The following is a 21,853-nucleotide window of genomic DNA, read 5'->3' as shown; positions in this document are numbered from 1 at the left end:
CTCAGCTCTTCGGCTTGCCACACCCGGGGGGTGCCTTGAGCATGGTCTCGGCGGCTTGTTTCGCTGCGCGGGGCGCTTCTGGCTTGAAGAATGGCTCGAGCCGCGCGCGTAAATCCGTGGGGTGAAGCTTGCCGAGGCTCAAGAGCGCTGCGGCGGCCACGGGACGGAGCTCTGGATCCGAAAAGGGGTTCGCCAGTTTCGTCGCGTACGACTCCAGCAGGTCCACCTGGTCCACGGCGCACATCCGCCCCAAAGCCAACGCAGCCGCAGCGCGCACCTCGGCCTTTTCTTCACGATCCTCGAGGCGTTCTGCGACCGCCTTCGAGTAGCGCAATGCGCCCCGCGCTCCGAGTGCCAGCACCACTGGACGGCGAACATGAGGCGACTCGTCCTCGAGCGCCGAAGCCAGCGCGGCGTCGACGCGAGGTGAAGCCGGAAGATCACCCAGGCTGCGAGCAGCGGTTGCGCGCACCAGGGGCCAGCGGTCTTCCGTTAGTCGAGAAGTCAACGGAGCCTCGGCGAAACCAGCGTTGGGCCCCGAGAGCACCGACGCCGCGGCCTCGCGCACGCGCACCTCGCGATCCCCGAGCGCCGTGAGCAACTCCTTCTGGAATTGACTCGGCTCGTCGATGGATCGAGCCGCTTCCGCACGAATATGGCCGCTAGGGTCCTTCGCCAACAGGCGCGAAAGCTCCGCGCGCGCTGCAGGAGACTTCTTCGCCAGCTCGCTCAGCGGCGCTATCAGGAGGTACCGCGTGCGAAAATCGCCGCCTTGGCGCAGCAAAGTATTCAGGCTGGCCAGTGCACCTGGGTGCCTAGCGACACCGCCGCCAAGCGCCCGCAAGAGGTCGATGCGCGCGTTCTTGGGCAGCGCTTTGGCGAGCTGCTTGGCCACCACCTGGGTCGCCGCAGGTTGACTAGCGGCCACCGCAAGCGCCGAACGGTAGGCCGCCCGGAGCTTGCTGTTCTTCACCTGCGCCGCGCGTTGCTGCTTGTACTTTGCGATGCCTGCCTTCGTGCGCGGCGCTGCTGGGGGTGGCTTCGCGCCGGGCGCGAGGGCAACCAATTGCGCCATCAGAGCGTCCACCGCTGCTGCGGGTGCAACTGCCGCGAGGATCTGTGCCGCGCGCGGTCCGGAGGCGCCACCGAGCGCTGACGTCAGCGGCTGGACAGCGGCCTCACCGCAGCGCCGAATTCTCGCTTCCGCATGGATTCGATGAGCCTCATACTTGGAGAGTAAGGCCTCCACATACACGGTCGCGGAGTCAGAGCACGGCGCGTGATCCATCACGTCGAGAGCCACTCGCCGACCGCCGGCATCGAGGGACTTGAAGCGCTTGCGGATCTCCGCAAAAGCGGGCGCGCCAAGACCTCTCAGCACGGCGCCAGCAGCCTCGGCGCGCTCGCCGCCTCCGGCCAGCGCACCCACCAACCCTTCGAGGTTTTGCGTGTCGAAGCTGCTCACGGCGTTCAGCTCGGCGAAGCTGACCTGGGACGACTTGCTCTCGTCGAACGCATCATCCGTCACCAGTGCGACGCAGTCGCTGGTCACTGCCTCGTTTAGTTCCACGCGGTAACGCCGACCAGGGAACTGCCATGCGTCTTCAGGCATCTCTACCTTGAAGAGCTGCTTGGTCAGCGCCAAAAAGAAGCTCTTTGGCGCGCTGCCGTGGGCCACCTCACGACTCGGGGGCCGGATGACGAACTCAAAGGCGCTGAGCGGCACCTCCGGCGGCGACAGCATCAAGGCAAACTCTCCACGCCCGGAGCCTCCGCGTCCCTCCGCCCAGGTAGTCTCGAGATCGCCATCGGTCAACGCGCTCGGGTTCCCCACCGCGCTGCTGGCAGAGATGGCGCGTAGCAAGCTCGGACCGGGCTTGCTCTCGGGGTCGACCACGGTCGCGGTCAGTGAGATCGCACTGGCTCGCTCCTCAGGGGTCAAGCGCTGCACCTTCGCCGAGTGCAGCTTCATGTCCTTTGGGAGCAGCAGTTTGGGGGAGAGGACCGCCGGCCGCCCACACAAGGACATGCTCTCCAACATCTCACCCACGACGACGCGCCGAGAGCCATCGCTGGTGGCTTCAGAGACGTTGACAACTGCACCACTACGTTCGCCCTCAGCACCGGTTACCGGCCCCGTCTCTCCGGCGAAAACAACGACTACCTTGCCACCACGTTGCCCAACCAACGCCTCCCAGGCCCTGCCTGGTGTCCGTGGCACAGCGACGTGCACGACATAGCTGCCTTTTCCGAGCGGAACTATCGAGAGCCTGGCCTTCTCCTTGCTGGCGCGCAACTCCTCGGGCAGGCCCACGCTCTGACCACTGCCGATCTCACACGGCTCCTTTCGGCAGAGCGCGCCCTTCAGATCTCCCATGGCATCGAAGCCAACCGCGAGCTTGGCACCGCCAGGTGGCGCAGGAGTGACGGCATTGGCCCCCGCAGCACTCGCTGCCCAGAGCAACGACGCCCCGGTGAACACGCCGAAGGTCAACGAGCGAAGGAGAGAACGCGACTTCACCCCCAAGCCCGTAGCGAGGCGCTGAAAGCAGCGCAAGCGCATCCCCGCTTCCGCGGCGCACAACGCCCAACAGCCGACCAAAAAATCCGGATTCCGCCCGCCCGCACCCTCATACGGGCGGGCGAAATCCGACCACATTCGCATCGCTCACCTCGGGGCCCCTCAGCCCCGGCGACGGTTCCAACTCGAGCCGTCACGCGGCGTTCAATCTTCGAATGTGGCTCCCCTTCTCTTCTTGTTGCCCCACTCAGTGCCATTCCGCACTGAATGAACTCTGCCGACCCCTGTTGATTCGCCACATGACGTGAGCATTCAACAGCGAGCCGGACTAAAAATCCTGATCCCGCCCAGTGGGCCCGTCAGGCTGTGCCAGCTTCCGGCTCCACAGAAACGCGTCCTTGCGCTCGCCGTGCTGGAGCAGGTGACCTTGTAGGAAGCCCGTACGCTTGAAGCCGTTGATCAAGAACGCGGCCCCGAGGTCGTGATCGTCTACCGCCGTGAGCGCGAAGGCGCTGACCACATCTTGCGCGAGCAGTCGGTCACACACTTCACCGATGGCCCGCGTAGTTAGCAACGTCTCTTTCTCCGTGCGCGGCGCCTGCACCAGCTCGATGAAAGCGTTCGAGTAACACGGCTGGCTCTCGACGCTGACGAGCAACGAGAAACCTCCCCGCGCCGTGCACATGAAGGACTGGCGTTCCACGTCGCGCCCAAACGGCTCGAGATGTGAGAGCACGCGATCCGCGCGCTCTGCAGAGGCCAAGCAGCGCTGTACGTCCGCGTCGCGTCCGAGCTGCACCCGCACCGGGGGAGTTGGCATTGCCTCGCGGTCCTTCGCGAGCTTTCGCGTGGCCTGATAGTGCGCGGCGTTGGGCCCCGTGGCCACTGCGGCTGAGTAGTCCAAGTACACCGGACGCGCACCGGACTCATCCGGGTTCTCCGGGGCTCCCCGCGGAACCAGCGCGCCGAGCAGGTGCGCATCGCTACGCTTGTAGAAGGCTGGGATGCTTCCTTCCTTCATGAAACCGAGTCGCGCCCAGGAGGATACCTCTTCACGCTCCACCAGCGTGTAGACGCGGTCGATACCCTCGCGCTGAGCCAGGCTCATGACGAAGATGCGCTTCGCGGGACTCGGCCCCGAACGGAAGTCGATCACGCGCATCGTGCGAGAGCGCCTGTTCACCAACAGGCACAAGGAGACGCGATCGTTCTGAAAGAAAATCTCATCACTCGCCGCACTCGAGACGTCGATCTTGGTTGCCATCAAACCCCCCGGAGAGTTGCTCCGTCTGTCTCTCGTTTCCCCACCGACTCTGGACGGAAGCGCCGCTTTCGAAGCGACGACTGCCCCTCCAGCTAGCCCCCCCTCACACCACGTGTTGGGTAGCTGCCGACCCGTCTGGAGTTGTTGCTCGGCGGCTCTTCGGTGAGAGCGAACCGAACCGGCGCCTGCCGCCAGCCTGTGTCAGAACCCCCTGATTCGACACAGTTTCAAGATGTTAGCTGGCTTCGGCCCCCCATGACCTTTCAAACTTGAAAACCCGAGTACCACGAGGGTCCGAGTTCGGCAATCCGAGATACCGAAAATTTGCCCGCCGCGAGTGACAACTTATCCCCATACAGTCCACACGAAAGCAACCGGGGCCGAACGTCTGGCCAAGCGTTCAGAAGCTCCTAGACGCGTGTGCAAGTACAGGGCGCCCGGGGCGACACCCGATGCCACCAGACCGTTTCCGCGCGCAATGGTCCGCAAGGGAAAACATTCGCGTACGGCCACGCGACCGAACAACGATCCGAGAATTGGTCTGATGAGCTGACTAGTTCAGGGACGCCCCGTCAGGCGCCAAAGTCCCTGAACGCTTCCGAGTCGACCCGCAAGGCACGCAAGACCATCCCAAGCTGATTGCGAGGGACGCTGACTCGCGTCGGCATGCCCCCCTGGAGACCAAACAGCTCGAGGAAGTTGAAACCGCTGTCATAGGCCGCCGCCACGGAGACGCTGGCCGAGTCCAAAACGATGCTCACCGGCTCGCGCTCCTGCCCAAGCAACAAGAGCAGCGTTTTGTCCACGAGCTTGAAACCCTGAGCAATATCGACGATCGCAACGCCAGGGGCATACCGCACGTAGCTGGCGGCTGCCCGGCGCGTCTCTTTCTCTATGGGAATGAGCTCACGCGCCGCCTCGTCGATGGGTGTCCAAAGGTGGCGGTCAGCGAGCCCGCTTGCCAAGTGGCGAACGATGATGCCGAACAGGCCGCCGTCACGCGGCCGCGCTCGGAGCGCGCGATCGAAGCGCTCTGCCGTCTCGCTCGGGCGCCCCGTACGCGTGTCGATGGCGTGGGCATCCGCATCGCATCCGGGATAGGGCTCATGCCCGCCACGAATCCATTTTGCCGCAGACGCCAGACCGTCAAAATCCGTGTGGCAAACGATCGTGTCCACCGCGCCGATCCGCTCGACCAACGCTTCGTCGATCATCTCGGGGCAGGCGCCGTGTTCCGCCTTGGTCGCCAAGACGAAGCGAGGGTCTTCCGCGTACTCCTGGTGCAGCTCGTGGTCGTGATGATCGACCCAGGCAGCCAGGCGCGGACCGAGACCTTGCAGGAAGGGCTTGGTGATCTTGTCGAAGCCACCTCCGCCCATGCCTGCGAAGGCGATGTCCAGAACCACGACTCGACCGGAAAGGCTCTTCGGTTTCGGCAACTTGCGCGGTGTGGCAAAGGCCAGGGCCGGGGCATCGCCGCCAGCTGTGGGAGAGTCGGGTTTGGTGGCTTGTGAGGCAGATTCGTCAGCAGACACGTTGGGATCCAGGGCGGGGAAGGGCGGCTATACTACAAATGAATCGTGACGCTTCTGCTGCGTCAGAGTCTTTGCATCGAGACTTGGAGGAAGAACGGATGATGAGCCAAGAACCAGCCCCGAGCCGCACGGCGGCGCTAGGCGGCCTGCGACCGCGCCCGCTTTGGGGGTCGCTCGGCTGTGGTGCAGCCCTACTCTTGGCCTTCGGAGCGGTGGCCAGCGCCACACCGGCGACTGCCCCCGCTGACTCGAGCGCGACACCCTTGGCCGAAACCCAGGCAGACGGACCAGAGACCGACACCGGCGCTGGACCGACCTGCATCATCAGCGGCACCGCCGCACCTCCCAAAGAGCTCGAGATCTACGACAAGGCGAGTGGTGGAAGCGTCGTAGCGCGCCTCACCGGCGTGGATACCCCGCTCAAAGCCTTCGAGTTTCCGAAGGGAAGCGACGCTCGGGCGCGCCTGGACACGGGCACCGGGAAGGGTCACTTCCGCATCGAAGGCTACGTGCACACCAAGCGGCTGCCCATCTACACGAAGAAGGCGCTGACGGTGACTCAGGGTCATTTGTGGATCGGCGCCCACCGTGAAGTTCACTTCGACGGGTCAAGCCCGAAGCGTATCCGCGTGGCAAAGCGCATGACGACGCCCCTCGCGCAGACGTTCAAGACCTGGACCTCCTGCACAAACCTCAGCTTCGATCAAGGCACTCCGACGGGTTGGTCCATCGACGGCGATGCGCGCGGCTACAGCATGAAGACCGACTCCATCACGCTCTACGACGACTACGGGCGCGACAAGACGGAGGTCATCACGCTGAACCGAGCCGCAGGGCAAGAGATGCTCTTCTGGAGCACCAAACGCCACGGGGGCTACGTCCAGGTTGCGTACCAGGGCGAGATCATGCTGGAGGCTTGGGCGAAGGCCTCTGCCTTGAAAGCGCTGCCCAAAGGCGAGGTCATGGACCAGTACATTCCCCCGAAGCGACAGGTGTCCGGCTCTCGCGTTCAGGTTCAGGGTGAGACGAAGCTCGTGAAGACCACCCGGGAGCACTATATCCGCTTGGAAGCAAAGGAAGACGCCGCCAAGATCGGTCGCATCGAAATCGATACCGAGGTGTTGGTGCTCGACGTGGTCGCCGGCTGGGCCAGCGTGATGCCAAAGGACGCGACGGTGATGCCGCCCAAGGACGGGCAGTTCTGGGTCAATGCCGAAGACCTGGGCATCAAACCGCCTCCGTCCAAGCCAGCACCAGCGCCCGCACCCGCGGGCTGACCCCTGCTCGATGGCGCCGAAACGAGAACGGGCCGCGACCTCGAAGAGGCGCGGCCCGAGCCGTTTGGCATCGCGAGTCAGAGACCGAGGTTCTTCTTCATGCGCGGACCAGGATCCTCGAGGTTTGGTTCGAAGGCCTCGCCGCTGATCGTCTCGATGGCCTCGATGTAGCGCTTCACGGCTTCAACCTTCACGTCGTCCGGGATCTCCGGGATGGGGCCATCGCCCATGAAGCCCTTGTCCTTCAGCCAGCGCCGCACGTACTCCTTGTCGAAGCTCTCAGGATTTTCCCCAGCTTCCATGCGCTCAGCGTAGGTCTTTTCGTACCAGAAGCGTGACGAATCAGGCGTGTGGATCTCGTCGATCACCACGATGCGTCCGTCCTTCGTCTTTCCAAACTCGTACTTCGTATCCACAAGGATCAAGCCGCGCTCGGCGCAGGTCTTTTGTCCAAAGGCGAACAGCTCCGCTGCCATCTTCGCTGCGGTGTCGAAGTCGCTCTCGGGCATGCCGGTGAGCTTGAGGATTTCTTCGCGAGAAGCTGACACGTCATGATCGCCATGAGCCGCCTTGGTGCTCGGCGTCAGAATCGGCTTCGGGAGCTTTTGGTGCTTCTTCATGCCTTCTGGCAGGTCGTGACCACAGAAGGTGCGCGCGCCATTTTCGTAGTGCACCCAGATGCTGGTGCTGGTGGTGCCAGTCAGGTACGCACGCATCACCATCTCGACGGGCAACAGCTCACACTCGTGGGCCACCATCACGTTCGGATCCGGCACGCTGATCACGTGGTTGTCCGCGATGTGGCGCGTCTTCTCGAACCACCAGGCGGCGATCCAGTTCAGCACCTGCCCCTTCAACGGCAACGTCCCGAGCACACGATCGAATGCACTGATGCGATCGCTGACTACGATGTACCGCTTGCCATCGGCAGAGCTGTAGTTGTCTCGTACCTTGCCCTCGTACTTCTTCCCGAGCGCGTCCAAGTCGCTTTTCAGGAGGGGGTGAGAGAGCGCCTGTCGGATGATTTCGTCGCTGACCACGGGGGCGCGAACCTAACGAAGGTTGAGGCGCCGTTCAATGCGTCCCGCGAACAGATTTCGCGAATCGGCGCGGAGTGGTTACGACGCACCTCCCCCCCAAAAACGCGTAGGCAACTGCAGTTGCTAGCGCAGCGGTGGAGTGGACTTCCGGAGCTTCAAGGCCGCCACACGGTGACAAGCGTGCAGCATTGTTCCGATTGCGGCGCTTCTGCTCGGCGGCGGCGTCGATATTGGTACCCTCCGCCGCATGGCGAATACCTGGGTGTTGGTGATCAACTGTGGCAGCTCGTCCATCAAGCTCGATGTGCTGGACCCCGCGACCGGCGAACGCGCCAAGCGCGGAGAGCTGACCCTCAGCGGTAAGGTCGAGCGGGTTGGCAAGCCTGGGTGTCAGTTCACGTTGGGAACTCAAACGCAGGACTTGGATGGTGCCGACCATGGGGCTGCGCTCGGGCGCGTGCTGCCTGGGTTCCTGGAAGGCATCCAGATCGCCGCGGTGGGTCATCGAGTGGTGCACGGCGGCGCGGACTTCAACAGCGCAGTGCGCATCGATGAGTCCGTACAGCGCAAGATCGACGAGCTCTCGAAGCTCGCGCCGCTACACAACCCGCCGAACCTGGCTGGGATCCGCGCGGCAATGGAACTGTTGCCCAGTTCTGCCCATGTGGCCGTCTTCGATACGGCGTTCCACAGCACCTTGCCAACGCGGGCAAAGGAGTATGCGCTACCCGCGAAGCTGCGCGAAGAGCACGGCATCCGTCGTTATGGCTTTCACGGCCCGAGCCATCGCTGGGTGGCGAGTAGCGCCGCAGCGCACCTCGGAAGCGACATGCGTGACCTGCGAATGATCACGTGTCACCTGGGGAACGGCGCGAGTGTTTGTGCGGTGGAATACGGACGCAGCATCGACACCAGCATGGGCATGACACCTCTCGAAGGCCTGGTCATGGGGACACGCTCGGGCGATGTCGACGCCGGAGTGCTGCTCGAGCTCTTGCGGCAGGGCAAGAGCGTCGATGAGCTCGACGATTTGTTGAACCGCCAGTCAGGCCTCGCGGGGCTGAGCGGCGTTGGCAACGACCTGCGAGACATCGAAGCCCGCGCCGCGGAGGGCGACGAAGCCTGCCGCCTGGCATTGCAGGTGTTTACCCACCGCTTGCGCAAGTACATCGGGGCCTACGCCGCGGTGCTCGGCGGCGTAGATGCGATCGTTTTCACCGGCGGCATTGGCGAGAACTCCGCGCTGATCCGCCACCGCACACTGCAGCGGCTCGAGTTCTTGGGCGCACGCCTGGACGAGGACAAGAACCGCGACGCCAAGCTCAGTGAAGCCTCCCCCGTCGCTGAGATCCACGAGCCGCACAGCCGCACCAAGCTGCTGGTGGTGGCAACGGACGAGGCGCGCGCAATCGCTCAGGACGCGGCGCACCTGGCCAAGCTCGACGACCAAGTGGAGCGCGGCCTGAGCATCCCGATCGCAATTTCCGCGCGGCATATACACCTGACGGATGAGGCGGTCGAGGCACTGTTCGGCAAGGGACATCAGCTGACACCCAGGAAGGACCTCAGCCAACCTGGGCAATACGCGTGCGAGGAGACGCTCACGGTGGTCGGCCCGAAGGGGCAGCTGGAGCGAGTGCGCGTTCTTGGCCCGACGCGCGGAAAGAACCAGGTCGAGGTCTCGCGCACCGACGAGTTCAAGCTCGGCGTCGACGCGCCGGTGCGTGATTCGGGGGACACCAAAGATAGCCCCGGCGTGACCTTGATTGGACCCCAGGGCAGCTTGACTCTCGAGAGCGGGCTCATCTGCGCGCGCCGTCACATCCACATGACACCGGCCGACGCCGAGCGCTTCGGCGTGAAGAACAAGGACGTCGTGGAGGTTGCGATCGACTCTGACGGTCGCGATCTAGTCTTTGGAGACGTCTTGATTCGCGTCAGCGATAAATACTGCCTGGAAATGCACATCGACACCGACGAGGGCAACGCCGCAGAGATCAACCCGGGAATGGGCGCGGCGATGCTACCGGACAATGAAACGTTTCAGGACGGTATGCTGATCCCGACCAAGGGCACGGCACGCCTCAGGCGCCGCAGCACTCGCTTCGACTGATCTCGGGTACGTCGATGTAGGCGCGTTTTGCGGGTTTCGATGCGAGCTGCCGCAGAACGCGGTGAATTGTCACCCTGGCGCACGCGAGAGGAGAACAATCTCCACTCCCGCTGCTAAACTGCCAGCTGCTTTTGCCCATGCATATTTCGCCTCGCTCCGCCTCTTCAGTTCGTTCCAGCCAACCCAAGCGTCAGTTGCCGAGGCTGGTGACGTTGGCCTCGCTGATGCTCCTGCTCAGCCCGTTCGCGGCATGCTCCGCCTCGAGCTCCAGCCCTTCCAGCAACGGAGGCTCGAGCTCCGCGGGTACTGGTGGAAGCGGCGCCGACGGCGGCTCCGCCGGCTTCGGCGGTTCGCTCCTCGATTCGGGCAATGATGCGGAGCTACCCGAGTGCGCGACGGATTCCTACACCGGCGCGGTGATCCCCCTCGACATCTACGTGCTGCTGGATCGCTCAGACAGCATGCTCGACGCGGACACCAACGGACTGCAACGCTGGAGCGCGATCACGCAAGCGATCAAGAACTTCGTGGACTTACCAGGCAACTCCGGCATCGGCTTGGGCCTTGGTTATTTCCCCGTGGCACTGACCAAGCCGTTGCCCACGAACTGCACCAACGCGGACGGCTGCTTCCCTTACATTGCGCAGTGCACGCTCGGTTCGTGTTGCTACGGCAACTTGTGTAACGAGAAGCCAACTAGTTCCTGCCTACCCACCGACTACGTCACGCCGGCAATCGCGATTCAGGCCCTGCCAGGTGTGGCGGCGATGGTGAAGCAGTCCATCGACAACACCAACCCAGAGGGTGGCACGCCGATGGGCCCCGCTCTCGAAGGCGCCATCGACTACGTGCAAACGTGGGCGGCGGCGCACCCCGATCACATCACCGCAGTGGTGCTCGCGACGGACGGAGCGCCCTCCGGCTGCAACCCCGAAGGTACAGACGTGGTGGCGGCACGGGCCGAGGAGGGCAAGAACCAGAACCCCTCGGTGCTGACATTCGTGATCGGTCTGGGGGAGCAGCTCTCCACGCTCAACTCCATCGCGCTCGCTGGCGGCACCAAGTCGGCGACGCTGGTCGACTCAGGCGTCAACGCCGGACAAGAGTTCCTCGATGCCCTGAACAAGATCCGCGGGGATCTACAGTGCACCTACTCGATTCCGGTGCCCAAGCAGGGTGACGTCGATCCTGAAAAGGTCAACGTCACGTTCACTCAAGCCGGGATCCGTGAGTTCGTGCCGCGTGTGGACGGCGCTGCAAACTGTGGCCTCGGTGACACCGCCGGCTGGTACTACGACACGCCAACCAACCCATCTCGCATCACGCTCTGCAAGCACTCCTGTGAGGCCGTTCAGGGTGGGGGCGTGACGGTGGATGTGGTGTTGGGCTGCCAGACGGTCGTCAAATAGCGGCGAAGCGTGCAAGTTCGCGCCCGTTGGTAGCGAAGTTGAAAAGCGACTTCAGTGACCCTCAAGTCGACGGGGCGTCTGCCGTTTAGCTGGAGGTGAACGCTGTACCCGACGCCACCCATGGAAAACGCATCTTGGTCGTCGACGATGTCGAGATGTCCCGCCGCGTGGTGGCGCGCATGCTGAGCCACGCTGGGTACGAGCCGATTTGTGTTCACAGCGGGGGCACGGCGCTGGCTTGCCTGGAGCGTGCGCACTTTGACGGCATGGTGCTCGACCTCAAGATGCCAGGCATGAATGGCTGGCAGGTGCTGTACGCGGTGCGTACGCTGGCTCCGGATTTGCCCATCGTGTTGCACAGTGCCCACGAGCTCACGGATCCGGTGCTGATGACCGACCAAGTGTGCTTCTTGCGCAAGCCGTACCGCCCGGGTGACCTCCAGGCAGCCCTGGAGCGAGTGCTGTGAGCGAGTCGGGAGCGCTAGAGCATAGCCTGCTGAACCTGGCCCATGAGCTCAGGAACTATCTGCTCGTGGTCCAGGGCAACATCGGACTCATTCAGCGGCAGCCGGCAGACGTGTCGGAGGTGCTCGAACTGGCAGGCGACAACGATGAGGCTTCCCGCCGCGCGGACGAGGTTGTCACCGCGATTCAACGTAAACTGCGGGAGCACTTGAACGCCGCCAGCGGCTCAAGCCCGGCGCGCGACCACGAGGCGTTCCCACACGCGTAGGCCCCCAGGAGCGTGCTGCCAGTAGCGCTGCGCCCAGTCGTGAGCGTCGGTGTCCGATAGCAGGCTAAAGCCGCGACGCTCGAGGCGCTCTCGAACCTCAGTCTTTTGCAGGGTGCCGAGGATCGGTTCGCGTATTTTCTTTGCGGAAAGTAAGCCGGCGCGACGAATCACTCCGCTCTGGGGAGTGACGTAGGTCATGCACAGCACACTCCCCGGCGCGCTATAGAGCGACACGGCATCCAGCGTCGCGTCGATCGCACCCGGCGTCAGGTACATCGTGACGCCTTCCCAAATCCAACAGCTCTTGCGCTGGGTGGCGAACCCCGCTGCCCCCAGCACTTCGCCGATCGACTGCCGTTCGAAATCGATGCTGCAGAAGTGCACCGATTTCGCCAGCGGGTCGAGGGAGCCGACGCGCAAGCGCTTGTAGGCCTGGGTGCTTGGGTGGTCGAGCTCGAAGACTGTGCACTCGGAGAGCTCGGGTAGGCGATAACCTCGAGCATCCAGCCCAGCGCCGAGCAAAACCAGCTGGTCGCAGCCTGTGCTGGCCTCTTCACGCAGCACTTCATCGATCGCCGCAGTGCGGAGCGGAACTCCATAGGAGAGTCCGAAGCTCGCGTGACCCAGGGCGCGATGCACCAGACGGGAAACACCGGGTTGCCCCATCGCCCGCACGAGCAGGGTTAGGGGGAGAGGGAGCAAACTCGAGGCGACGGGATCGCTCGCAACATCCAGATCCGCGGGAGTCTCGCTGTAGAAGGCGCGCATCGCGGCGACCAGATCGCTGGTGAAGCTACGGTGTTGGTCTCTCACGCGTTCACTCTAACCCAGATGCCGACGGAGCCACCCTTGGAAGCGTTGTTGCGACCCCGGAGACACGTAACGCCGTGCGCCATGGCGGCCAACACCAAGGGAAGACGCGGAGCAGCGCTCCTCGGCGCTTTTCAGGGGTGGTGACGGGGCACCCTTGGCGATACATGTCCATCGCTATGACTCGAGAGGTTTACGTCGTCAGCGCCGTGCGCACACCCATTGGCTCCTACCTCGGTTCCCTGAGCGGGCTGAGCGCGCCCGCGCTCGGCAGCACCGCGATCGCCGCCGCGCTCGAGCGAGCGAAGGTGAGTCCCGAGCAGGTGGAAGAAGTCTTCATGGGCAACGTACTTTCCGCAGGGATTGGTCAAGCGCCCGCTCGCCAAGCGTCCCTGGGCGCGAAGATCCCCAACACCGTGCCCTGCACGACGGTGAGCAAGGTCTGTGGCTCCGGCCTGCAAGCGGTGGTTTTCGGCGCCAAGACCGTGTTGCTCGGTGATGCCGACATCGTGGTGACTGGCGGCATGGAATCGATGAGCAACGTCCCGTACTACCTGGACAAGGCTCGCCAAGGCTATCGCATGGGTGATGGGAAGCTGGTCGACGGCATGATCTTCGACGGCCTGTGGGACCCCTACAACAATTACCACATGGGTAATGCCGGAGAGCTTTGCGCCCGCGAGTACAAGCTCACTCGGGAAGCTCAGGACGACTACGCCAAGGAGAGCTATCGCCGGGCGATGGCCGCGCAGAAGGAAGGGCTCTTCAAGTCAGAGCTGGTCGACGTCAGCATTCCGCAGCGCAAGGGCGACCCCATCGTGGTCAGCGAAGACGAAGAGCCTGGCCGCGGCAATCCAGACAAGTTCGGCGCGCTGCGACCGGCCTTCGCCAAGGAAGGCACGATCACGGCGGCCAACGCCTCCACCATCAACGACGGCGCGAGCGCCCTGGTGTTGGCGTCGGAGAAGGCAGTGAAAGAGCACAACCTCACCCCCCTCGCCCGCATCGTTGGCTATGGCAACGCGGCGCAGGCCCCGGAGTGGTTCACCACCGCGCCGGCCAAGGCGATCGAGAACACCACGAAAAAGCTGGGCATCGACAAGTCCAGCATCGACCTTTGGGAGATCAACGAAGCGTTCAGCTGCGTGACGATGGCCTGCAATCAGCTCGCAGGCATCGACCCGAAGACAGTCAACGTGCGCGGCGGCGCGGTGGCCCTCGGCCACCCGATCGGGGCGTCGGGTGCACGCATCCTCACGACGCTGCTCTTCGCGATGCAAGATCTCGGCAAGAAGCGCGGACTTGCGACGCTGTGCATCGGCGGTGGTGAAGCCGTGGCGCTCGTCGTCGAGCGCTGAGCCAGGCGTTCCGAAGCGAGCACGCGGAAACGCGAGCGCTCCGCGGCGACCTTTCAGGGTAGGTTGGCCCCATGGCTAGCCACACTTGGAAGGTCGCCCTGCTTTGCGGGCTCTTGCTCGCGGGATGCGGTGGCAAGAGCGTCAACAGTGACGTCAACGGCGCTGGCGGCACTGGCGCTGGTAGCCAGGGCGCGAGTGGCGGCTCCGGTGGCACGACGTCGGCTGGTCAAGGCGGAAGCAAGGGCGGCGGAATGGCGGCAGGAGGCGGGCCCTCCATGGGTGGTTCCAGCGTCGGAGGCTCTGGGTTTGGCGGTGAAGCTGGCTCCGTCCCCGAATGTTTCCCTGGGGAAGAGAACACATGCAACTGTGGTGGCTTCTCGAGCTGCCAGCCCGATGGCACCTGGAGCCCGTGTGACTGCCCCGGTGGCGCTTGCGACAACGACGAAACTCAGACGCTGGACGTCTACGGTCAGTGCACCCGCGTGACGTGTATCGGAAAACTTGGCGGCCCAGACTTCCGGCCGTGCGTGGTTGAGTGCGCGGAGCAGCTGGTGGGGGTGAGCACGGGTTGCGCGAGTTGCCTCTCAGAACTGGTGGAGTGCGCGGCAACCACGTGCATCAACCAATGTCTCAATGACACGACCGGCGCGTGCGACGCCTGCCTCTGCGAGACCGGTTGCGCCCAGCGTGTCGCTGATTGCGCCGGGCCGAACACCCAAGGTTTTCCCGTCTGTGAGGTCCCTTGACGCTCCGTGGAGGTTAGAGCCGCCTCGGGGTGTGGCCACCCGAGCCATTGAGCACTAGAACCACTCCATGTCTGCGACGCCCGCCTCCCCCGTCGAGCGACCCATCGAGATCGCGCCGGGGCTCGCTGCGTTCGCGACGCTCACGCCCACGCTTCCGCCGGCAACCCACACGAACAGCTACGCCCTGGGGGACCGCGAGATCCTGCTCGTGGAGCCGGCCACGCCCCATGAGGCGGAGCAACGGGCATTCGTCGAGTGGGCGCGCGGACTCGCCTCCGGGGGCAGAAGGCTGCGAGCCATCTTCGTCACTCACCATCACATCGATCATGTGGCAGGAGCTCACGCGCTGAGTGAGGAGCTAAAGCTCCCGCTGCTCGCCCACCGCGAGACGGCGCTACGCCTCGGCGATGCCTGGCGCCCGGAGCTCGGCCACCGACACCTGAGCGACGGCGACGTGATCGAACTCGACGGTCCGACGCCCCAGCGCTGGGAAGCACTGCATACCCCTGGGCATGCCCCAGGTCACCTCTGCCTCCACGAACCGAATCTGAGCGCGCTCGTGGTGGGCGACATGGTAGCGAGCGTCGGCACCATCTTGATCGAGCCGCAAGACGGCCACATGCAGACCTATTTGGAACAGCTCACGCGGCTGAGCGAGCTCTCTGCGACCCGCGCACTACCTGCCCACGGAGCGGTCATCGACCAGCCCAGCGCCTGGTTCGACCACTACGTGAGCCACCGCAAGATGCGCGAGGCGAAGGTTTTATTTTCCGTGCAGCAACTGAGCAGGGCGTCCTTGGATGAGCTGGTGGCGCTGGCCTACGACGATACACCGCGCCCAATTTGGGGTTTGGCGAAGCTCAGCCTGGAGGCCCATCTGATCAAGCTCGTCGAGGACGGCTTGGTGCGCCAGGAAGGCGAAACCTACGTGACGGACGGCAACCGATGACCCCCGAACATGACGGATTCCAGCGAGGCTTCGTGGCTGCGGCCTACCTGATCGGGCGCCGGGGAAAGGGCCTGCTCGATGGACTACCAGAGCCCAGCGCGCGCACGAAGAGCCTGGCGTCACAGCTCGCCCACCCAGAGCGTCAGTCCCGCGCCGCAGCCCTGGCGCCTGAACTCGCTGCGTTGATCCGAAGCTTGGATTCTCGGAGGTTGGTGTGAAGATCCGCAGCGCACGTCGCATCCCCCGGGAAACACTACCGGCCAACCTCGCGCCCATCGGCACCGGCCCCGACCCGGCGCCGCGCAAGGCGCGCCTGGTGTTGCGCCCCGAGTTGGAAGCTGAGGCACGCGCCAAGACGATCGTCGAGCGAGCCGAGAACGAAGCGCGCGCCATCTTGGACCAGGCCGAGCGCGCCGCCAGCGGCGTCCGCCTGATCGCTGAGGCGGAGGGCCGCGCCAACGGCGCCGCGAGTGTTGCCGCCCAGGCGCTCAAGCTCGCCAAGCTCGAGCGAGAACTCGACAGCCGGCACCTGGACCGCAGCATCGCCCTGGCCCGCCTGCTGGCAGAACGCTTGATTGGAGCGGAGTTGGCTCAACATCCCGAGCGCATCGCGGAGCTCGCGCGCACGGCGCTGCGAGAGACCGGCGGCGCGCGCCAAGTCGTGATCCACGCGCACCCCGAAGACGCAAGAACACTCGAAGCGACCCGGGAGACGCTGGGCTTGCCCGCCGAGGCGGTGCGAGTGCAGCCAGACGTAGGCCGCGGTCGAGGCAGCCTGCGACTGGATACGGAGATCGGCGTCTTGGATGCGGAACTGGCGCCGCAGCTCGAGCGCTTGAGCCTGAAGCTGAGAGAGACCTTGGGCGCATGAGCGACTCGCTAGCTCCTCCTGGCAGCTTCCCTAAGCCCCCGCAAGGCTTCATCCCACCCCAGCTCGAGCAGCAAGCTGGTGAGCCTGTTTGGGCCGATGACGGCTATGGCGCGCCAGCATCCGAGCCGCCGCCCTTCGCTCCTAAAGCGCGCACCAATGTACTGCTGTTCTTCGCGACGCTCGCCAGCGTGTTCTTCGTGGGCAGCCACTACGCGAGCGCGCACTTCAAGATCGACTCGCTGTTGCGTTCAATTGGTGCCGCGTGGATCTACGCAGTGCCACTGATGGCCATCCTCCTGGCCCACGAGTTTGGGCACTACATCGCCGCGCGCATTCACAAGGTACCGGCCTCCTTGCCCTATTTCCTGCCGCTGCCGATCTTGAATCCATTCGGCACACTGGGTGCCGTGATCGTGATGCCCGAGCGAATCCGTTCGCGCAACGCGCTGATGGACATCGGCGCCGCAGGTCCACTCGCTGGAATGGTCGTTGCCATCCCGCTGATGTTCATCGGCATCCGCTTGTCCGACGTGACGCCGGGCCTGAACCAAGGCGTCGTGGTCTATGAAGGGGATAGCCTATTGTATTGGGGCTTGAAGCGGCTCGCCCTTGGAGAGTTGCCGCCCGGATACGACATCCAGACGCATCCGTTGGCCCTCGCCGCGTGGGTCGGCTTCTTCGTTACGTTTCTCAACCTGTTCCCGATCAGCCAGCTGGACGGCGGCCACATCGCCTACGCCTTGTTTGGGGAACGGCAGAATCGTTTCGCGCGCTGGTTCCGCTTTTCGCCGCTGATACTCGCCGTTTACAACTTCGTCGCCCACGGTGTGCCGGCGATTCAGCGCTACCTTGCCAACGGCCGCAAAGAGACCCTGGATCTCCTGCCGATGGGCACCATCGTCAACTGGGTGATGCTGTTCTTGCTGCTGTGGTTCATGACCCGCAAGGTCGGGCCGGGGCATCCGCCGGTGGACGACGATCAGCTGAGCCCCGGACGCAAGGTCATCGGGGTGGTCAGCTTGATCGTCTTCATTCTGGTGTTCACACCGACGCCTTGGCTGCAGTACGTCTTTTCCTGAGCAGCACCAGCGCGCCGCCGAGGATCAACCAACCCACGCCGCTGCCGGACTGCTGCCCCGGAGCCGCCACACTGCAGCTCGACGAGTCCCGCGTCACCGTCGAGGGGCCAAAGCCGTTTTCGGCTCCAGCGCCGCCCGCTCCGCCGCCTGCGCCTCCTACGTACTCACCTTCACCCGGCTCTCCGCCAGTGGCCCATCCACCACCGCCGGTCCCGGGCTCGCCGCCGGTACCACCGACTCCACCGTTGCCTGAGCCTGGCTCGAAGGTCCAACACAGGTAGTTGTCGCCCCACGTGTCGGGGTCGTTCGGCTCGTTGAACTGCACGCAGTCCCCAGCGAGTGGGCCTGCGGAGCTCCAGGTGAAGTAATAGGGTGAATCCGGCGGCACGCAGATGAAGTTGTCATTCCACGTGTCGGAGTCCGAACCCTCGGTGATCGCCGTGCAGCGCATGCCCGCGATCTCCCCGGCATTCGACCACTGCAGCCCCAGCTCGCCCTCGCTGCACAGGTAGTTGTCGTCCCAAGAGTCAGGATCTGCCGGCTCGGAGATCTGCACGCAGCTCAGCGAGTCGATGGGTCCAGCGCAGTCCCAGAAGAAGGGCGCGCTGCCGTTCGCACACTGCACTGGCTGAGGCGGCTCAGGGTCGCAGGCGCCCTTGGCGAAGCCACCCGCCGGCGACTTCGCGAGACGCGCCTCTGTCTGCGGACCGTAGGCGCCGTCTTCATCGATGATGTCCTCGGGGTGATTCACGTTCCAAAGGTGCTGAAACGCGAGGATCGCGTCAGCGCGCCCGTCGCTGCCCGGGCAATCGAAATGCACCGGATCGGAGCTGCCGAGCCAGGTGCACCCGGCACTCTGCAAGGCACTCTTCGCTGCCGAGTAGTTCTGCACGTCGATCGCGCGCCCCGACTGGTGATTGCTCTTGCCAGGCTTGGCGGCGAGCCCACATCCGCCGGAGTAGTAGAGGACGTACTGATCCGCGAGGGTACGGAACGCGCTGTTGATCGTGATGTTGAGCTTGCTCGCGGCAGACCACAGCGCGTCCCTCGCGCTCGCCTGCAAGTAGGGGTGAATCTTCGAGGAGCTGAGGGTTACGCCAGCGTGCGGCGCGAACTTCACGAACGCATCGGGGCGGATGCACATCTGAGCCTCAGCCAGCTGCTCCGAGATCCCTTCAAGACCTGAAGTGCTGCACTGGCCGCGAGCGGCCAGGTCCGCGACGGTCTGCGCCTGGGCTGCTCCGGCAAAGACGGAGAACGAGAAGAAGACGGGCAAGGAGAAGAACAGAGTTCGCTTCATGGCTCTTGCTGGGCCAGCACACCCTCGAGGGGGTTTAGGGGGTGAGGTGCGCTCGCGCGCGCTCTCCACTGCACGCGCGGTGCCAGCCCAAAAAACACCAATTTGCCCGCGTTTAGGCTGTGCGCCGGGATCAGCTGCACGTCGTTGCGCTGCACGGATTGTGCAAGCCTTCACAAGCCTGCACAGCAACGCACAACCGCGACTCTAGCGGTGCCAGCAGCCGGCATTCTGCACAGCGGGAATCTTCCGTTGTGAGTCGTTCTCTTCTGGAAGCGTATGGCTACTCTCGCCGAACCCCGAGCGTCATCCTCATCGGCTGATTGACCGCCAAGGACGCCAAGAGCGCAAAGGACTTGGGGGGGCTCGCTCTATTAGTGCCGCAAGGAAACACAGATGGGCAAAATGAAGCCTAGCGTGTCCCAGCGCTAGGAAATCGCCTGTCGGTAGCTTGGGGCGCATTCCAAAAAATCTTGGCGCCCTTGGCGGTTCCCTCCCCAAATCGAGACCCGATCCAGCCCGCAACCCGCGTGGCTACTCTCGCGGACCCGAGCGTCATCCTCATCGGCGGATTGACCGCCAAGGACGCCAAGGGCGCCAAGGGTTGGGGCTCGCGCTCTTAGTACCGCAAGGAAATGTATCGAGGCGAAACGAGCCGTGAGAGGGGCAAGCGTGTCGCAGCGCTAAGACATCGCCTTCGGGTGACTTAGGGCGCATTCCAAGAAATCTTGGCGTCCTTGGCGGCCTTGGCGGTTCCCCTAAACTTCAAAGCGGCGGCCCCTGCGCGTCGAACGAAAGAAAAGGAGCTCAGGCGAACTTCTTGGAGAGCGCGTCGCACACCGCGGGTGGTGCGTAGCGGCTCACATCGCCGCCGTGGCTCGCGATCTCTCGCACCAGGGACGCGGAGATGAATCCGTAGTTCGCGCGCGTAGGCAGGAACACCGTATCAATTTCCGGGCGTAAATCAGCGTTGGCGTGCGCGATCTGCAGCTCATACTCGAAGTCCGTTGCCGCACGGAGACCGCGAACGATGACACGCGCGCCGACGGACTTCCCGTAGTCGACCAGCAGGCCCTCGAAGGAGCTGACCCGCACGTTGTCGAATGGCTTGCAAACCTGCTCGAGTAAGCCGATGCGCTCCTCCACAGAAAACAGCGCTTTCCGCGTCGGGTGGATGCCCAGAGCAACAATCACCTCTGGGAAGAGCTTGGAAGCGCGCTCCACCAGATCCAGGTGCCCGTTCGTCGGCGGATCGAAGCTTCCGGCGTAGATCGCAAGCTGGGCCCGGTTCATGGGCGGGCCTTATAGCACGCCCGCCACACGCACCTCACTCGTCAGCTCACGCCATCCGCGATCGCGTGAGCTCGAGAGACTGCCGCTTGAGCTACTTCTTCTTCGCCGGCGGCTTCGCAGCGCCTGGCGGCTTGCTTGGCTTCTCGTCGTCGTCGGCTGGCGCCGCGACATCCGGTGGTGCGAGCTGAGGCGCTTTCATCCCAGGCGCCTGGGGGACCACCGGCACATCTCCAGGGGCCGGCAGCTCGGTGTCCGGCGCCTCGTCCGGAGGTGCCGGGTGACTGCCGTCGCGCAGCTGAGTGGTGTCCTCGAGCCACATCGAGCGGCCGCCGTCGAACAGCGTGACACGGAACGCCGCCAGGAGCGGCGCGCCGATGGTTCCGTCGATCTCGATCTCGAGATCTTTCGGCGCATCTTCGAGGTGCACGGCTTCAACCTTGGGCAGCTCGAAGGCGCCGATCTGCATGTACGGGATCACGCCGGCTTTCAGCTGCGGCGCGCCGGGTACGGGTTGCAGACTGGCCAGCGCAACACCCGCCTTCTTCCAGCCCGGATCCGCAAAGGCGAAGGGGAAGTTCATCGAGGTGTCGACGAACAGCGCCACTTGAGGTGCCTTGGCGTCGCGACCGAGGGCGCTCCGCAGCACCATGCCACCGCCGCGCACGTAGTTCACGTGCACCGTCGTAGCGGCGGGAGGAGGCGGCGGCTCGAAGCTGCGCACGACGAACTGTCCACCCTCGAAGTCGAAGGTCGGGTGCAGGTGCCGCAGCAGGTTCACGCCGAGCAACACCTTGATCGGAGCGTTGAGGCCCCGCGACAGACCCGAAAGGTCCTTCGTGATGGCGGGAACGTCCTTCACCTCGAGGTGGGACGCGCCGGGCTGCCGTGAGTCACCGAAGCGCAGGGAAATCCAAGTTGGATCGCCGGCCCCGTCGACCACAGTCTCGGCGTAGCCGGTGTGCACCAGGCCCAGCGCTTCTTCACCGTTTACTTCGACGGGGATCACCAGGCTCATGTTGCTGGCGCTGATGCGCGGCATCTCGCCGTAGCCGAGCAAGCCGGACAGCGTGAACGGCGACCGACCACCGCCACGACGGGCGAGCTTCGCGACGTTCTCCGCCCACTCGTCGCGCACGTTGGGATCAGCGAGCAGCGCCTCGAGCTCGTCAGCGGCTTTGTCGATGTTGCCCGAGTACCAGAGCGCACGACCACGGATGCTGCGCGCGTCTTGAGAGTCGACGCCGTTCAGCAGCTTGACGGTGCGATCGTAGTCGAGCTTCGCGAGCGCGACGCGCGCGCCCAGGAGCTTCACCTCCTCCTTCTCGGGAGTGATGCGAAGCGCGTTGTCGATGGAGGTCTCGGCGTCCTCGATGTCTGCCGCGCGGTAACTCTCGAGGGCGCGGTCGTACCACTTCTTCGAGAGCGGCGGCCACGCGGGCCCCTCGCCCTCACCAGCGCCGAGCGGGGTGCAACCGGCAGCAAACAAACTCAGGCCGACGCCCAGTACCGTCACGGCGCGCAACACGCGCTGGCGTCCGCTGCGAGGCGAGCGAACAGG

Annotated in this window: 19 protein-coding genes; 11 read left to right on the top strand and 8 right to left on the bottom strand. The window is 64.4% G+C overall.

Translation table 11 applies throughout. The annotated features are described in order from the left end of the window. Window position 1: 1 nt before the first annotated feature. The 3 genes from H6718_08935 to H6718_08925 form a co-directional block, all read right to left on the bottom strand. Window positions 2–2,665, bottom strand: a complete 2,664-nt coding sequence (locus H6718_08935) for a HEAT repeat domain-containing protein (protein ID MCB9585510.1) — start codon at window positions 2,663–2,665, stop codon at window positions 2–4. Between the two features lie 184 nt (window positions 2,666–2,849). Beyond that, on the bottom strand, window positions 2,850–3,785 hold the full coding sequence (locus tag H6718_08930) for a hypothetical protein (GenBank protein MCB9585509.1): 936 nt from the start codon (window positions 3,783–3,785) through the stop codon (window positions 2,850–2,852). A 572-nt stretch (window positions 3,786–4,357) separates the two neighbouring features. Continuing rightward, entirely contained in the window at window positions 4,358–5,320 is a 963-nt protein-coding gene (locus H6718_08925) for a hypothetical protein (GenBank protein MCB9585508.1), read from the bottom strand. Window positions 5,321–5,421: 101 nt separating this feature from the next. Here H6718_08925 and H6718_08920 point away from each other — a divergent pair, with 101 nt between their 5' ends. Continuing rightward, complete coding sequence (locus H6718_08920) at window positions 5,422–6,597, top strand: hypothetical protein (protein ID MCB9585507.1); 1,176 nt, start codon at window positions 5,422–5,424, stop codon at window positions 6,595–6,597. A gap of 77 nt (window positions 6,598–6,674) precedes the next feature. Here H6718_08920 and H6718_08915 read toward each other — a convergent pair whose 3' ends face one another. Continuing rightward, window positions 6,675–7,637, bottom strand: coding sequence for a phosphoribosylaminoimidazolesuccinocarboxamide synthase (locus H6718_08915; protein MCB9585506.1), 963 nt, complete (start codon window positions 7,635–7,637; stop codon window positions 6,675–6,677). Window positions 7,638–7,884: 247 nt separating this feature from the next. Here H6718_08915 and H6718_08910 point away from each other — a divergent pair, with 247 nt between their 5' ends. The 4 genes from H6718_08910 (at window position 7,885) to H6718_08895 (ending at window position 11,892) form a co-directional block, all read left to right on the top strand. Then, window positions 7,885–9,750, top strand: coding sequence for an acetate/propionate family kinase (locus H6718_08910; protein MCB9585505.1), 1,866 nt, complete (start codon window positions 7,885–7,887; stop codon window positions 9,748–9,750). Between the two features lie 206 nt (window positions 9,751–9,956). Continuing rightward, a complete protein-coding gene (locus tag H6718_08905) occupies window positions 9,957–11,159 on the top strand; it encodes a VWA domain-containing protein (protein MCB9585504.1) in 1,203 nt (400 codons plus the stop codon). 95 nt (window positions 11,160–11,254) lie between these two features. Continuing rightward, window positions 11,255–11,626: a response regulator gene (locus H6718_08900; GenBank protein ID MCB9585503.1), complete on the top strand. Its 372-nt coding sequence runs from the start codon at window positions 11,255–11,257 to the stop codon at window positions 11,624–11,626. Beyond that, entirely contained in the window at window positions 11,623–11,892 is a 270-nt protein-coding gene (locus tag H6718_08895) for a hypothetical protein (protein MCB9585502.1), read from the top strand. The genes H6718_08900 and H6718_08895 overlap by 4 nt, the downstream gene beginning before the upstream one ends. On the opposite strand, the gene H6718_08890 is transcribed toward H6718_08895, so the two are convergent. Next, window positions 11,851–12,705, bottom strand: coding sequence for an SAM-dependent methyltransferase (locus H6718_08890; protein MCB9585501.1), 855 nt, complete (start codon window positions 12,703–12,705; stop codon window positions 11,851–11,853). The two genes, H6718_08895 and H6718_08890, sit on opposite strands and share 42 nt — an antisense overlap. Before the next feature lie 176 nt (window positions 12,706–12,881). Here H6718_08890 and H6718_08885 point away from each other — a divergent pair, with 176 nt between their 5' ends. From H6718_08885 to H6718_08860, 6 genes are all read left to right on the top strand, one after another. Continuing rightward, window positions 12,882–14,060: an acetyl-CoA C-acyltransferase gene (locus tag H6718_08885; protein MCB9585500.1), complete on the top strand. Its 1,179-nt coding sequence runs from the start codon at window positions 12,882–12,884 to the stop codon at window positions 14,058–14,060. A 71-nt stretch (window positions 14,061–14,131) separates the two neighbouring features. Further along, entirely contained in the window at window positions 14,132–14,806 is a 675-nt protein-coding gene (locus tag H6718_08880) for a hypothetical protein (protein ID MCB9585499.1), read from the top strand. 67 nt (window positions 14,807–14,873) lie between these two features. Next, window positions 14,874–15,755 (top strand): MBL fold metallo-hydrolase, encoded by an 882-nt coding sequence (locus tag H6718_08875; GenBank protein MCB9585498.1) that lies wholly within the window; start codon window positions 14,874–14,876, stop codon window positions 15,753–15,755. Next, complete coding sequence (locus H6718_08870; protein MCB9585497.1) at window positions 15,752–15,973, top strand: hypothetical protein; 222 nt, start codon at window positions 15,752–15,754, stop codon at window positions 15,971–15,973. The genes H6718_08875 and H6718_08870 overlap by 4 nt, the downstream gene beginning before the upstream one ends. Beyond that, window positions 15,970–16,626 carry a hypothetical protein gene (locus H6718_08865; GenBank protein MCB9585496.1) on the top strand — a complete coding sequence of 219 codons (657 nt, stop codon included), beginning with the start codon at window positions 15,970–15,972 and terminating at the stop codon, window positions 16,624–16,626. Before H6718_08870 ends, H6718_08865 begins: the two co-directional genes overlap by 4 nt. Then, on the top strand, window positions 16,623–17,705 hold the full coding sequence (locus H6718_08860) for a site-2 protease family protein (protein MCB9585495.1): 1,083 nt from the start codon (window positions 16,623–16,625) through the stop codon (window positions 17,703–17,705). Before H6718_08865 ends, H6718_08860 begins: the two co-directional genes overlap by 4 nt. Here the strand turns inward: H6718_08860 and H6718_08855 are convergent. The 3 genes from H6718_08855 to H6718_08845 form a co-directional block, all read right to left on the bottom strand. After that, a complete protein-coding gene (locus H6718_08855; GenBank protein MCB9585494.1) occupies window positions 17,668–19,005 on the bottom strand; it encodes a D-alanyl-D-alanine carboxypeptidase family protein in 1,338 nt (445 codons plus the stop codon). The genes H6718_08860 and H6718_08855 overlap by 38 nt on opposite strands. Before the next feature lie 804 nt (window positions 19,006–19,809). Next, the gene (gene coaD, locus H6718_08850; protein ID MCB9585493.1) at window positions 19,810–20,295 is read right to left on the bottom strand and encodes a pantetheine-phosphate adenylyltransferase; all 486 of its coding nucleotides are present in this window, start codon (window positions 20,293–20,295) and stop codon (window positions 19,810–19,812) included. A 91-nt stretch (window positions 20,296–20,386) separates the two neighbouring features. Further along, window positions 20,387–21,820 carry a hypothetical protein gene (locus H6718_08845; protein MCB9585492.1) on the bottom strand — a complete coding sequence of 478 codons (1,434 nt, stop codon included), beginning with the start codon at window positions 21,818–21,820 and terminating at the stop codon, window positions 20,387–20,389. Window positions 21,821–21,853 lie beyond the last annotated feature (33 nt).

Source organism: Polyangiaceae bacterium (assembly GCA_020633205.1).
Taxonomy (GTDB): domain Bacteria; phylum Myxococcota_A; class Polyangia; order Polyangiales; family Polyangiaceae; genus JAHBVY01.
The sequence above is the reverse complement of the archived record's forward strand: the minus strand, read 5'-3'. Positions and strand labels throughout refer to the sequence as shown.